13 protein-coding genes are annotated in these 12,779 nt (G+C 61.3%); 5 read left to right on the top strand and 8 right to left on the bottom strand.

Annotated elements, in window-relative coordinates:
* Positions 1–3 precede the first annotated feature (3 nt).
* Positions 4–585 (top strand): TetR/AcrR family transcriptional regulator, encoded by a 582-nt coding sequence (locus APH34_RS13685; protein WP_054901563.1) that lies wholly within the window; start codon positions 4–6, stop codon positions 583–585.
* A 105-nt stretch (positions 586–690) separates the two neighbouring features.
* On the opposite strand, the gene APH34_RS13680 is transcribed toward APH34_RS13685, so the two are convergent.
* Genes APH34_RS13680 through APH34_RS13660 form a run of 5 tightly spaced genes read right to left on the bottom strand, consistent with a single transcriptional unit; the run spans position 691 to position 7,190 of the window.
* Entirely contained in the window at positions 691–1,068 is a 378-nt protein-coding gene (locus tag APH34_RS13680; RefSeq protein ID WP_054901562.1) for a response regulator, read from the bottom strand.
* A gap of 44 nt (positions 1,069–1,112) precedes the next feature.
* Positions 1,113–2,339 (bottom strand): hybrid sensor histidine kinase/response regulator, encoded by a 1,227-nt coding sequence (locus APH34_RS13675; protein ID WP_054901561.1) that lies wholly within the window; start codon positions 2,337–2,339, stop codon positions 1,113–1,115.
* Positions 2,333–2,908, bottom strand: coding sequence for a chemotaxis protein CheB (locus APH34_RS13670; RefSeq protein WP_054901560.1), 576 nt, complete (start codon positions 2,906–2,908; stop codon positions 2,333–2,335). The genes APH34_RS13675 and APH34_RS13670 overlap by 7 nt, the downstream gene beginning before the upstream one ends.
* Positions 2,905–3,726 (bottom strand): protein-glutamate O-methyltransferase CheR, encoded by an 822-nt coding sequence (locus APH34_RS13665; protein ID WP_054901559.1) that lies wholly within the window; start codon positions 3,724–3,726, stop codon positions 2,905–2,907. Before APH34_RS13665 ends, APH34_RS13670 begins: the two co-directional genes overlap by 4 nt.
* Positions 3,723–7,190, bottom strand: coding sequence for a response regulator (locus APH34_RS13660; protein WP_054901615.1), 3,468 nt, complete (start codon positions 7,188–7,190; stop codon positions 3,723–3,725). The genes APH34_RS13665 and APH34_RS13660 overlap by 4 nt, the downstream gene beginning before the upstream one ends.
* A gap of 246 nt (positions 7,191–7,436) precedes the next feature.
* On the opposite strand from APH34_RS13660, the gene APH34_RS13655 reads away from it, so the two are divergent.
* Positions 7,437–7,787, top strand: a complete 351-nt coding sequence (locus tag APH34_RS13655; protein WP_054901558.1) for a response regulator — start codon at positions 7,437–7,439, stop codon at positions 7,785–7,787.
* 60 nt (positions 7,788–7,847) lie between these two features.
* On the opposite strand, the gene cobF is transcribed toward APH34_RS13655, so the two are convergent.
* A complete protein-coding gene (gene cobF / locus APH34_RS13650) occupies positions 7,848–8,597 on the bottom strand; it encodes a precorrin-6A synthase (deacetylating) (protein ID WP_054901557.1) in 750 nt (249 codons plus the stop codon).
* A gap of 66 nt (positions 8,598–8,663) precedes the next feature.
* Positions 8,664–9,953, bottom strand: a complete 1,290-nt coding sequence (locus APH34_RS13645) for an OprD family porin (protein ID WP_054901556.1) — start codon at positions 9,951–9,953, stop codon at positions 8,664–8,666.
* A 357-nt stretch (positions 9,954–10,310) separates the two neighbouring features.
* Here APH34_RS13645 and APH34_RS13640 point away from each other — a divergent pair, with 357 nt between their 5' ends.
* From APH34_RS13640 to APH34_RS13630, 3 genes are all read left to right on the top strand, one after another.
* The gene (locus tag APH34_RS13640; RefSeq protein WP_054901555.1) at positions 10,311–10,670 is read left to right on the top strand and encodes a histone-like nucleoid-structuring protein, MvaT/MvaU family; all 360 of its coding nucleotides are present in this window, start codon (positions 10,311–10,313) and stop codon (positions 10,668–10,670) included.
* A gap of 222 nt (positions 10,671–10,892) precedes the next feature.
* The gene (gloA, locus tag APH34_RS13635) at positions 10,893–11,420 is read left to right on the top strand and encodes a lactoylglutathione lyase (RefSeq protein WP_054901554.1); all 528 of its coding nucleotides are present in this window, start codon (positions 10,893–10,895) and stop codon (positions 11,418–11,420) included.
* A gap of 97 nt (positions 11,421–11,517) precedes the next feature.
* Positions 11,518–11,760, top strand: coding sequence for a hypothetical protein (locus tag APH34_RS13630; RefSeq protein ID WP_054901553.1), 243 nt, complete (start codon positions 11,518–11,520; stop codon positions 11,758–11,760).
* Positions 11,761–11,877: 117 nt separating this feature from the next.
* Here APH34_RS13630 and APH34_RS13625 read toward each other — a convergent pair whose 3' ends face one another.
* Positions 11,878–12,699 (bottom strand): shikimate 5-dehydrogenase, encoded by an 822-nt coding sequence (locus APH34_RS13625; RefSeq protein ID WP_054901552.1) that lies wholly within the window; start codon positions 12,697–12,699, stop codon positions 11,878–11,880.
* Positions 12,700–12,779 lie beyond the last annotated feature (80 nt).

Below are 12,779 nucleotides of genomic sequence, written 5' to 3'. Positions count from 1 at the left end.
AGCATGCCCCCGGTCAATGCCGCAATGCGCTGTGCCAACTTTGAAGAGCGACGTGACCGGGCCATGGCGCTGTTTGCCGAGAAAGGCTTCGGCCAGGTGAGCATGCGCGAGCTGGCGGCCCATGTGGGGCTGACCGCAGGTTCGTTGTATCACCATTTCCCGAGCAAGCAGGACCTGCTGTACGACTTGATCGAAGAGGTGTACGAGGAGCTGCAGGCCACCCTGGACCAAGGCCGCCGCGCCATGGCCCGGGGGGCATCGGCGTTGTCGTGCCTGATCGCGGCGCATTGGCAGTTGCATGCCGAGCGCCCCTTGCAGTTTCGCCTGGCCGAGCGCGATTTATGCTGTTTGAGTGAGGCGCAACAGGCGCACCTGGCATCGTTGCGCAAGCGGTATGAGGCAGGGTTGCTGCGCTTGATTGCACCGCAAGCGAAACTGCCGGGGCGTGCGTTGGACGCTACAGCACATGTACTGGCGACGTTGCTCAACCAACTGCCGGGGTTGCTCAAAGCATTGCCTCAAGCACAAGGGTTGGAGCTGATGGAAAATTTGCTGGTCGGTGGGATCGAGCGGACGCTGCGATAGCCTGCCAGGGCCGCTTCGCAGGGCAAGCCCGCGCCCAGTTCCCCCATGCCAAGGGATGCGGCGAAACCTCTGGAGGCGGGCTTGCCCCGCGAAGGGCCCGCCGCCTCAGCGCAACAGCGACTGGATCTGCTCGTGCAAGGTATCCAGGTCAAACGGCTTTGCCAGGATCGGTGCCTTGCGGGTGATCGGGCTGCCTGACTCGAGAATTTCCGCCGGGTAGCCACTGATGAAAATGACCTTCAGGTCTGGCCGCAATTTCACCGCGGGCTCGGCAATCTCCACCCCGGAGATCCCCCCAGGCAAGCGGAAGTCTGTCACCATCAGGTCCAGGTGCGGCTTGCTCGCCAGGATTGCGAACGCCTGCTCACCGTCTTCGGCGACCAGTACGTGGTAACCCTCCCCCGACAGGTAGTCGCGCAGGATCATGCGGATCGCCGGCTCATCCTCGACTACCAGTACCACATCTTGTGCATCTTCACTCATGACAACGCCTTGAAATTCATACAGTTGGCCATCTGACCCCAGGCTTAGGCAGAGGTTGCCCGCACCTGATCGTTTTGTTCTGCCCGCTTCGTCAACGGTAACCGAAGGGTGAACGTGGCACCCTTGCCTTCCTCGCTTTCGACCTGGATCTGCCCGCCATGGGCCTGCACGATCTGCTCCGAAATGTACAACCCCAACCCGAGCCCGCCGCTGGCCTGTTGCGTGGCCACACGCTCGAACTGCTGGAAGATCCGCTGCTGATTGACACCGCTGATGCCGATGCCATTGTCCTGCACTTGTACGCAGGCCATGCCGTTCTGCGCGAACACCCGTACCTGTACGGGCCGGCGTTCGCCATAGCGCAATGCATTGGACAACAGGTTGGCCAGTACTTGTTCAATCCGAAATTCATCCCACTCGCCCTGCAGCGGCTCGCAACGCTGCAGGTCGATGTGCGTCTCCAGTGCCAAGGCCTGGGCGGCGAAATTTTCCACCAGACCGCGCACCAGTTGGCTAAGGTCGAACAGCTTGGGTCGCAGCGACAGCTTGCCAGTGCGGATACGCGAGACATCCAGCATATCTTCGATCAACCGGATCAGGCTGTTGATCTGCCGCTCGTCACGCTCGACCATCGCCTGCAGCTTGTCGGCGCTAAAGGCATCGAGGTTGCCACGCGCCAGGTGCATCTTGCGCAGTTGCGTTTCGAGGATCAGACCATTGAGCGGCGTGCGCACTTCGTGGGAGACGATCGACATGAAATCGTCACGCATGCGCACCGCATGCTCCAGCTCGCCACGGGCAACCTGCAATTGCCCCAGCAGCAACTCTTGCTCCTGGCGGCTTCGCTCCAGGGCCTGGAGCTGGCGGTCAAGCACCTTGCGCTGCCGGTACAAGTCGACGAATACCGTGACCTTGCTCTTTACCGCAAAGGTGTCCAGCGGCTTGTGCAGAAAATCCACCGCACCACTTTCGTAGCCCTTGAAGGCGTAGTTCATCTCTCGTCCGGCGGCCGTGACGAAGACGATCGGTATATTGCGGGTCTTTTCCGTGCCACGCATCAGCTCGGCAAGCTCGAAGCCATTCATCCCCGGCATCTGCACATCGAGGATGGCCAGGGCGAATTCGTGTTCGAGCAACAGCGACAATGCCGCTTCTGCAGACTGGGCCTGGTGCACCTCGCGGTCTACGCCCTGAATCAGGGCGTCGAGGGCCAGCAGGTTTTCCGGCAGGTCGTCGACGATCAGCAGTTTGGCGGTGGTGTGGCTTAGCATGCGCAGGGTTCCAGGGTCGCGAGCAACTGCTCGATTCCGCTCAGAGAAAGTATATGGTCAGGCTGGTGAAGGGCCAGGGCGGCCTCCGGCATCAGCGCCACCTGTGCGTCGCGGGGGTCCTGGACCACGGTCCGGCCGCCGCTGTTCTTGATATAGGCAAGGCCCTTGGCGCCGTCTTCGTTGGCACCGGTGAGCAGCACGCCAAGCAGCTCGGGGCCATAGGCATCGGCCGCCGAGGTAAACAGAAAATCGATGGCCGGGCGCGAGAAATGCACCGGCTCTTCCTGGCTCAGCGACAAGCTGAAGTCGCGTTCTACGGAGAGGTGGTAAGCCGGCCCCGCCACATAGATCTGCCCTGGGGCGATGGCCTGCTTGTCGCAGGCTTCCTGCACCGGACGGTGCAGCCGGCGCTGCAGCACCTCGGCCAGGCGGCTGTGGCGATCGTCGGGCAAATGCAGCACGCACATGACCGGGAAATCGAAGCCCGCCGGCAGGCTGCCGAGCACCGTGAACAATGCCGCCACGCCGCCGGCAGAGGCCCCTATCACTACCGCACGCACGCCCTTCATGATTTGCGGTAGATCCGTTCGGGCTTGACCAGCGGCTCGAAGCGCTCGCTGTAAGCCGAGAAATCCACTGACTCCTTGCTACCCAGCACCAGAAAGCCGCGGTGGCACAACGACTCATGGAACAGGCCCAAAGCGCGGTCCTGCAGTTCTTTGTTGAAATAGATCAGCACGTTGCGGCAAGACACCAGCTGGGTTTCGGAAAACACGCTGTCGGTCGCCAGGCTATGATCGGCGAAGGTCACGTTTTCGCGCAGGGTGCTGTCCATGATGGCGTTGCCATAGGCGGCGGTGTAGTACTCGGCGAAATCACGACGCCCGCCGGCGAGGCGGTAGCTCTGCTCGTATTCGCGCATGCTCTGCATTGAGTAGATGCCTTGCTTGGCCTTCTCCAGCGAATGCGGGTTTATGTCGGTGGCGTAGATGATGGTGCGCTCGAGCAGGCCTTCCTCACGCAGGAGAATGGCCATCGAGTACACCTCCTCGCCGGTGCTGCAGCCCGCGATCCACACCTTGATCGAAGGCCAGGTGCGCAACAGCGGCACCACTTCGTTGCGCAACGCGAGGAAGTGGCTTGGATCGCGGAACATCTCGCTGACCGGGATCGTCAGGAACTGCAGCAACTGCATGAACATGCCGGGGTCGTGCAGCACCCGCTCCTGCAATGCCGACACCGTCAGGCAGTCGAACTGGCGCAGGGCATGGAGGATCCGACGCTTGATCGAAGCGCCAGAATAGTTGCGGAAATCGTAGCTGTACTTGAGGTAGATCGCCTCGATCAGCAGCCGGATTTCAATGTCGGTGTTGCGCTCGCTAGTCAAATTCGCTCCAGTTGCGGCAGCCATACGCGGATCAACGAGAACAGGCGGTCCAGATCGATCGGTTTGGCCAAGTAATCATTGGCACCGGCCTGCAGGCAACGCTGCTGGTCATCCTTCATCGCCTTGGCCGTCACGGCAATGATCGGCAGCTTGCGCCAGCGTGGTTGCAGACGGATCAGGCGGGTGGCCTCGAAGCCGTCCATTTCCGGCATCATCACGTCCATCAGGACCAGGTCGATGTCGTCGTGCTGCTCGAGGCGCTCGATGGCTTCGCGCCCGTTGCGGCCGATCTCGACAATGGCGCCCTTGTGTTCCAGGGCGCTGGTCAGGGCAAAGATGTTACGCACATCGTCATCCACCAGCAGCACCTTGCGGCCCTCGAATACCTTGTCGCGGCTGCGCGCGGTCTTGAGCATGCGCTGGCGTTCATGGGACAACTGAGACTCGACTTTATGCAGGAACAGCGTCACTTCGTCGAGCAGACGCTCTGGCGAGCGGGCGCCCTTGATGATGATCGAGCGCGAATACTTGAGCAGGTCGGCTTCTTCTTCACGGGTCAGGTTGCGACCGGTGTACACAATCACCGGCGGGAACGAGCGGATGTCTTCAGCGGTCATGCGCTTGAGCAGCTCGTTGCCCAGCATGTCCGGCAGCTTGAGGTCGATGATCATGCAGTCGTAGATGTTCTCGCGTAACAGCGCCAGGGCATCCTGGGCCATGGCCACGGCAGTGATCTCGACATCGTCATCGCCGATCAGACGGGCGATGCTCTCACGCTGCAGGTCGTCGTCTTCCACCAGCAGGATGTGCTTGAGCTTCTGCGTCAGCTTGGCCTCAAGGCGAGCGAACACTTCCTTGAGTTCTTCGCGGCTGGTGGGCTTGACGGCATAGCCCACTGCGCCCATGTGCATGGCCGCCTCGACGCGGTCCTCCACCGAAATGATATGCACCGGAATGTGCCGGGTGCCGGCCTGTTCCTTGAGGCGTTGCAGCACGGTAAGCCCTGAATGGTCGGGCAGGCGCATGTCCAGCAGGATGGCATCGGGAATGTACCGCGCCGCCAGCTCGAAGCCCTCGTCGGCACCGTGGGCCACCAGGCAGCTGTAGCCCAGTTCGTGGGCCAGGTCGAAGAGGATACGGGCGAAGTTCGGCTCGTCCTCGATCACCAGGATGCAGCGGTTGCCGAACGGTGCACGCTCACGGTCATCGGCAAATGCCGCTGCCGGCAGTTTGGGCGCTGCCGGTGCCGCTGCCTCAGGTACTGGCGGTAAGGTGTCGACCGCCGGGCGCAGGCTCAGCGCCTCCACTTCGTCGGCCTCGGCCTCGTAACGTTCCGGCATGATCAGGCTGAACACGCTGCCCTGGCCGGGGCTGCTGTCGACGCTGATCTGCCCGCCCAGCAGATGGGCCAGGTCGCGGGAAATCGACAAGCCCAGGCCGGTGCCGCCGTAGCGGCGGTTGCTGCTGCCGTCGACCTGATGGAAGGCGCCGAAAATCGCCTGCTGCTGCTCGGTAGCGATGCCGATGCCAGAATCGCGCACGGCGAACACGATGCCGGTGCCGGCCTGGTGGCTGATGGTCAGGCTGACCTGGCCATGGTCAGTAAACTTAATGGCGTTGGACAGCAGGTTCTTGAGGATCTGCTCCAGGCGCTGGCGGTCGGTGAACAGGGTGGCCGGCACATGCCCGTCGAGCTTGACCTCGAAGGACAGCCCCTTCTGTTCGGCCAACGGCAGGAACATGCCCCGCAAGCCTTCGACCAGGCGAGCCAGCTGGGTGGTCTCGGGGCGCACGTCGAGCTTGCCGGCCTCGACCTTGGCGATGTCGAGGATATCGTTGATCAGGTTCAGCAAGTCGTTGCCGGCCGAATAGATCGACTCAGCGAACTTGATCTGCTCGGCGCTGAGGTTACCCTCGCCGTTCTCGGCCAGCAGCTTGGCCAGGATCAGCGAGCTGTTGAGCGGCGTGCGCAGCTCATGGGACATGTTGGCAAGGAACTCGGACTTGTATTTGCTCGAACGCTGCAGGTCGTCGGCGCGGGCCTGCAGCTCGCGCTGGGCCTGGCTCAATTCGTCGTTCTTGCGGTCCAAGGCTTCGGTGCGTTCGGACAGTTGCTCGTTGGTCTGCTCGAGTTCGGCTTGCTGGGTTTCCAGATGGGCCTGCGACTCCTTGAGCACGCGCGACTGCTCTTCGAGCTCTTCGTTGGCGGTCTTCAGTTCTTCCTGCTGCACCTGCAACTCTTCGTTGAGCTGCTGGGTCTCTGCCAGCACCTCCTGCAGGCGTTGGCGATAACGGGCACTTTCGATAGACATGCCCAGGTTGCCGCCGACACGCTCGAGCAACTCATCGTCACGCTCCTGCAACGGGCGCAGGAAGCCCAGTTCGATCACGCCGTTGACTTGGCCGTCGTCGCTGGCCGGCATCAGCAAGGCGCTGCGCGGCAGACCGCTGCCCAAACCGGAACTCAGGTGGTAGTAGTCTTCAGGCAAGTCGTCCAGGCGCAGCAGCCGGCCTTCACGTACCGCCTGGGCCAGCAGGCCGTCATGGGCAGCCACCACCTGTTCGCGGGCCTGCTCCTGGGCGTCCAGGCCATAGGTGGCCACCCGCACCAGGCGCCCATGCCCGTCGCGCACGTACAGGGCGCCGACCACGCTGCCCAGGTAGCTGGCAAAGAAACGCAGAATGTTGTCGCCCAGCATTGGCAAGGTCAGTTGCCCCAGCACCTGTTCGGCCAGTTGTGTCTGGCCGTTGCGCAGCCAAGCCTGGTGCTCCAGGCGCTCGGCCGAGCGCTGCTGGGCCTTGAGGTTGTCGTCGTAGCTGCTAGACAAGGCCATCAGGTCGCGCCGCCCCAGGTAGGCCAGCAGCCCGCTCAGGCCGACGATGAACAACACGAAGACCGAAATGGCGGTGACCGTGACACTGCTGACCTTCTCGTTACGGGCCATGCGCAGTTGCTGCTCGGTACTCACCAGGCCGTCGAACTCCTTGCGGATTTCGTCGGTGATGCGTTTGCCCCGGCCATTGCCGATCGATTGACGGTAGTCGCCGCCATTACGACGCTGGGCGATCATCTCACCACCGAAGTCGTTCCAGGCCTGCTGCAGGGCTATCAGACGGTCGATACGGTCAACCTGCTGCGGGTTGTCTTCGACCAGGCCGCGCAAGCTGCGCAGGCTGCCGAGAATCTTCGGTTTAGCCACCTCGTAAGGGTCAAGAAAGCTTTCGTCCCCGGTAATCAGGAAGCCGCGCATACCGGTTTCCATGTCGATCGACAGCTTGACCGTTTCGTTGGCATTGCCGATGACCCGGTCGGTATGCTCGACCCATTGCATAGCCGACAGCAGGTAATTGATCACCGCGACAAAGGCCACGGCACCGAGCAGACCCACCCCCAAGGGCAAGCCGATGTTGCGGCTCAACAGCTTGCGGAAGCTTTGTTGGTCCATCGAGGCTGCTTGAATCATCTGAAAACGCCTGAGCGAAAAGTCCATTGAACGGTGTGGCGAATGAAGCCTGTTCCTGCCTGCCACCCACTTACCGGTTAGCAGCGAGTCTAACCACCTTTGCGGGCTTCGGCAGGCATTTAGCCGCTATTTGAAGGCAGCGTTCCTCAATCGTTCCATCCAATTGCAACCAACGGTATCCTCAGGGAACTTCTGGCGCTGCCTGGCGCACAGAATAAAGACATTCTTCTGGTACAGGATCAAACAATGCACCTCTTGGTAGTCGAAGATGACGACATCGTCCGCATGCTGATGATCGAAGTGCTCGACGAACTGGGCTATGCGGCCTTGGAGGCAGACTGCGCCACGGCAGCACTGGCGATCCTCGAAGACCCAAGCCAGCCCCTGGCGTTGCTGATGACCGATGTGGGCCTGCCGGACATGCGTGGCGAGGTGCTGGCGGCCAAGGCGCGTGCCCTGCGGCCCTCGTTGCCGGTGCTGTTTGCCAGTGGCTATTCCGAAAGCCTCGACGTGCCAGAGGGTATGCACATGATTGGCAAGCCATTCAGCATCGATCAGTTGCGTGACAAGGTGGTCGCCATTCTCGGTAAGGCGTGAACGCTGTGTTGGCCCGAGCGCCGGCCTGCCGGTGATCGGGCCGGTTCAGGCAACCTCTGGTTACAGCTCCCTGCGCAACAGGTAGGTATCCATGATCCACCCTTTGCGCGCCCTCGCTTGCTCCCGTACCTGTAATATCCGCGCTTTGACTAACGGCAACGGCCCGGCAATCAACACCTCGTCCTCGGTGCCCAGGTACGCACCCCAGTAGATCAGCAGCTCAGGGTCATCGAGCGCGGCAAACGCGCACTGCCCATCAAGCATCACCACCACGTTGTTCACTCGCCCCTGATCCGCCAGGCGGCGGCCCGGCAGCACGACCAACGGCTCGCCAATACGGTTGAGCGGCACCTGGTGCCGCGCCGCCAGAGCCTGCACGCTGCTGATACCGGGGATGACCTCCAGGCGCAGCGATACGCCACCCTCGCGAACCAGCTGGAGAATGCGCAAGGTGCTGTCATAAAGGGCAGGCTCGCCCCATAACAGAAAGCCGCCGATATCGCCGGCGCCCATCTCATCGGTGAGGAGGCGGGCATACAGCGTGGCGCGCTGGCGGTGCCAGCCCTGGACCGCGGCCACATAGTCGGCGGCCTCCGCGTCACGTTGCGGGTCCGCCACCTGCACCAGGCGGTAGTCGCCCGCAGGGCGGTAGCGTTCGAGAATGGCCTTGCGCAGGTGCACCAGCTCATCCTTGCCCGAGCCCTTGTCGAGGACAAAGAATACCGTAGCGCGGCGCAGCGCATCGACCGCCTCATAGGTGACCTGGCGTGGATCACCTGGCCCGATGCCAATAAGCAGCACGTCTTTCATTACCCAAGCCCTGACGGGAACCAGCAACCATTGTCGGCCGGCTGCTGGTGTTTTGGCAAAGCGACGTCAGAAGATCGAGAAGTTGTAACTGACGATGACACGGGTCTCGTCCATGTCACGCGCCCATTTCTCGTAGTTGCTGCGGTAGGTGGAGTTGCGCAGGCGCACACTGACATCCTTGAACGTGCCGGTCTGGACCTGATACTTAAACTCGGTGTCGCGTTCCCATTCCTTGCCTTCGGCGTTACTGCCGGGGACCTTGATGTGGTCGCCATTGATGTAACGGGTGAAGAAGGTCAGGCCAGGCACGCCCAGGGCCTTGAAGTCATAGTCGTAGCGCAGTTGCCAGGAGCGCTCCTGGGCAGCGGCAAAGTCGTTGACCTGCGCGTAGTTGACCAGGTAAGGGTTAGTGCCATCGAGGTAGGGCATGGCGCTTTCGCCATACATGCGCTGCCAGCCCGCACTGATCTTGTGGCCACCCAGGCTGTAGCCGAGCATGCCGCTGAACGCGCGGTGGTCGATTTCACCCGCGCGGGCGTTACCGATGTCATCGCTTTTGATCAGACGCAGGTCCGCCGACAGGCTGCCGACCGCCAGCGGCTGGCTGGCCACCAGACCCAGGAAGTGCTGACGGTAGATGTTTTCCAGCTTGGCCACCTGGTACTGGGCGCTGAGCCGGTCGTTGAAACGGTAATCCAGCCCCGCCAGGTCGAAGTGGTCGGCTTCGGTATCGCAGGCGTAGCGCTTGTTCTTGCAATGCACGCGAATGTCCTGGCGGTCGGTAGAGTCACGTGCGGTGTACTGGTTCAAGCGCGCCAGGGTGAACTTCAGGTCGTGTACTTCTTCGGACGTGAGCATGGCGCCATGGAACATGGTCGGCAACAGGCGACCATCGTTGTATTTCAACAGTGGCACATCCGGCATCATCGAGCCGTACTTGAGCACGGTGTTGGAGACCTTGACCTTGGCCGCCAGGCCCATCTTCGCGTACTGGTCGGCGGAGTGCCGTGGATCATGACCGGAAGAAGGCAACAAGCCACTGTTACTGTCCGCAGGGCTGGAATCGAGCTTGATACCAAACATGCCCAACGCGTCCACACCAAAGCCTACCGGGCCCTGGGTATAACCCGACTGCACATTGAGAATGAAGCCTTGCGCCCACTCTTCGCGCTTTGACGCTCCCTGGCTGGAACTGCTGTGGCCGTCACGGAAATCCCGGTTGAAATAGACATTGCGTGCTTCGACCTTGGCACTGCTGTCTTCAAGAAAACCGGCAGCCTGGGCGTGCGCACCGGCACACAAAAGGAACAGGCCGGCAACACGACGCCCAGGGGCGAGAGGAAAAGGGGCAAACATGCGAGGGAACATCCAGAAGAAAGGCAAAAAACAAACCGTGGCGGACATGCGCCACGCTGAGGCAAGACGGCCGAACACGGCTCGACCATCATCTGAAATGATCGCGCGAAGGCTCTACCATGGGCCATTGGACCATGGTCTATAGGCCAGGAGCGGCACTGCAAAAAATGCGCGGGCTGCCCGTACGGAAAACTAGCAAAGTTCCCGTCTTACTTGAAAAAGTTTGCGGTTTACCCAATTGCCACGAGTGTCTACACTCGATATCAGCGAACAGTTTCACCCACCCGTGTGGCCGGCGTTTATTTCTGTTCAATGTTCGTCACGCCATGCCACGAAAGACGTACAGGAGTGATTACAGTGTCCAGACTTGCAGAGTTTCGTGCTGCCGAAAAAGCGCTCCAGGAGCAAATGGCTCAACTGGAAGCGCTGAAAAAGGATGCCGGCCTAAAACGCGAAATCGAATTCGAGCAGAAACTAGTCGGCCTGATGAAAAGCTATGACAAAAGTCTGCGCGATATCATCGCTATTCTTGATCCGAAGGCCGTTACACGCGGCGCGGTCAGCGCGCCCAAACAGCAACGCCGACCGCGCGTGGTGAAAGTGTACGAAAACCCTCACACCGGCGAGCAGATCGAAACAAAAGGTGGCAACCACCGCGGCCTCAAGGCCTGGAAAGAAGAATACGGGGCTGCCACCGTGGAAAGTTGGCTGCGCTGATGAAACGTCAACGCCTGCTTCACACTTTTTTCACAAGGACTGGCTCAGTATCGAAACAGCTAAAGGACTAGCGACCCCATCACGCGCCCGCACATGCGGGCCTCTCTTCCAGCGCCCTGCCCCTTGCAGGGCGCTTTCATTTGCGCAATCGGTTCACTGCCGTATCATGGCCCTCCTGTCTGTTGCGCTGGCATCGATGCCAGCCCCGTCTCTGGAGTTCCCATGAGCCTGCAAAATCTGCAAACCCTGCCTGGTGTCACCGCACAACCTGACGCCGCCACCGCCAAGTTCGTCTTCAACCACACCATGCTGCGGGTAAAGGACATCGAGAAGTCTCTGGACTTCTACACGCGCGTGCTGGGCTTCCGCCTGGTCGACAAGCGTGACTTTCCGGAAGCGGCCTTCAGCCTGTACTTCCTGGCCCTGGTCGACCCCGCGCAAATCCCCGCCGACGACCACGAGCGCCACCAGTGGATGAAGTCGATCCCTGGCGTGCTGGAGCTGACCCACAACCACGGCACCGAAAGCGACCCGGCGTTCGCCTACCACAATGGCAACACCGACCCGCGTGGCTTTGGCCATATCTGCATTTCGGTTCCGGACGTGCACGTTGCCTGCGCCCGTTTCGAGGCGCTGAACGTACCGTTCCAGAAGCGCCTGGCTGACGGTCGCATGAACCACCTGGCGTTCATCAAGGACCCGGACGGCTACTGGGTCGAAGTAATCCAGCCAACCGAAGTCAAAGGCTGACCCTACGGCAGTCTTCGTTCGTCGGGCCGGGAACTCCCGGCCTCTCGCTGTGGTATATGAAAGTAAGCGCTTCACATGCCACAGCGAGGTAAGGACGATGCAATCTCTTCACTGTGAATACCGCGACCACACCATCACCGCCAGCGTGATGCCTCACCCCGACTCTCCCCTTCCCTATGCCGCCGGTTGCCTGATCACCGACCCGCAAGGCCATACCAGCAAACGAATATCGATGCCGATGAAGTTCTTCTCGGACCTTGAGCATGCTCAGCATGTGTCCCTGGCCCATGGCCGGGCCTTGGTGGATGAGCGGCTGGACAGGGAGCACAGTGCCTCCTGATGCAATGGGGCAAATGCCCCTTTCGCGGGCCAAGCTCACCACCAACGGTTGGCCACGCCATCGCGCTGGGCGCACAACCAGTGGGGTGGCTTGACCCGTGAAGAGCCGGCACCCAACCTAGATATCCCGTGCGTACTTCACCGCAGCATCAATCTGCGCTTGAGTCGGCCGCACGCCGGTATACAGTACGAACTGCTCAAGCGCCTGTAATGCAATCACCTCCAACCCGGTAATCACCGGCTTGCCCAGCGCCTGTGCCTGCCGAATCAATGGTGTTTGTGCTGGCAGCGCCACCACATCGAACACCCGCTCGGCGGCGGCAATGGCGTTCTCGCTGAACGCAAGCTGCTCGGCCTCCGGCCCACCCGCCATGCCGATCGGCGTCACGTTCACCAGCATGGGAGGGCACAGATCACCCAGGTCGGCGACCCAACGGTAGCCACACAGATCGGCCAGCTGCCGCCCGGCCTGCTCGTTACGCGCCACGATGATCCCTTCCTGGAACCCGGCATCACGCAGGGCGCTGGCCACCGCCTTGGCCATGCCCCCGCTGCCACGCAGGGCGAAGGCGGTGGCCGGGTCTACCTGATGTTGCTCCAGCAACTGGCGCACCGCCAGGTAGTCGGTGTTGTACGCCTTCAGGTGCCCGGCGGTGTTGACCAGCGTATTGACCGACTCGATCGCAGCGGCGGAGGGGTCGATTTCATCGACCAAGGCCATGCACGCTTCCTTGTAGGGCATCGATACCCCGCACCCCCGTATGCCCAGCGCACGGATACCTGCCACAGCAGCCGGCAGGTCATCGGTGCTCATCGCCTTGTAATAGAAATCCAGCCCAAGTTGCTGGTACAGGTGGTTATGAAAGCGCACGCCAAAGTGGCCGGGGCGACCGGCAAGAGAAATGCACAGCACAGTGTCTCTGCTGGGAGTTGCCGCCATAACCTGCTCCTTCTTCATGACTGAAACGTTTGTTCAGCGTAACAGAGCCCACCGCTTGTCGTCCCTTACACAACCTTTAC

The organism is Pseudomonas sp. NBRC 111131, from assembly GCF_001320525.1.
Taxonomy (GTDB): domain Bacteria; phylum Pseudomonadota; class Gammaproteobacteria; order Pseudomonadales; family Pseudomonadaceae; genus Aquipseudomonas; species Aquipseudomonas ceruminis.
Note: the sequence above shows the minus strand (reverse complement) of the source record. Positions and strands in the feature narration are given on the sequence as shown.

What these genes read in the sequence shown, in the direction of transcription:
- APH34_RS13685 (WP_054901563.1), top strand. Translation starts at nt 4, where the DNA reads ATGCCCCCGGTCAATGCCGCAATGCGCTGTGCCAACTTTGAAGAGCGA.
- APH34_RS13680 (WP_054901562.1), bottom strand. Translation starts at nt 1,068, where the DNA reads ATGAGTGAAGATGCACAAGATGTGGTACTGGTAGTCGAGGATGAGCCG.
- APH34_RS13675 (WP_054901561.1), bottom strand. Translation starts at nt 2,339, where the DNA reads ATGCTAAGCCACACCACCGCCAAACTGCTGATCGTCGACGACCTGCCG.
- APH34_RS13670 (WP_054901560.1), bottom strand. Translation starts at nt 2,908, where the DNA reads ATGAAGGGCGTGCGTGCGGTAGTGATAGGGGCCTCTGCCGGCGGCGTG.
- APH34_RS13660 (WP_054901615.1), bottom strand. Translation starts at nt 7,190, where the DNA reads ATGATTCAAGCAGCCTCGATGGACCAACAAAGCTTCCGCAAGCTGTTG.
- APH34_RS13655 (WP_054901558.1), top strand. Translation starts at nt 7,437, where the DNA reads ATGCACCTCTTGGTAGTCGAAGATGACGACATCGTCCGCATGCTGATG.
- cobF (WP_054901557.1), bottom strand. Translation starts at nt 8,597, where the DNA reads ATGAAAGACGTGCTGCTTATTGGCATCGGGCCAGGTGATCCACGCCAG.
- APH34_RS13645 (WP_054901556.1), bottom strand. Translation starts at nt 9,953, where the DNA reads ATGTTTGCCCCTTTTCCTCTCGCCCCTGGGCGTCGTGTTGCCGGCCTG.
- gloA (WP_054901554.1), top strand. Translation starts at nt 10,893, where the DNA reads ATGAGCCTGCAAAATCTGCAAACCCTGCCTGGTGTCACCGCACAACCT.
- APH34_RS13630 (WP_054901553.1), top strand. Translation starts at nt 11,518, where the DNA reads ATGCAATCTCTTCACTGTGAATACCGCGACCACACCATCACCGCCAGC.
- APH34_RS13625 (WP_054901552.1), bottom strand. Translation starts at nt 12,699, where the DNA reads ATGGCGGCAACTCCCAGCAGAGACACTGTGCTGTGCATTTCTCTTGCC.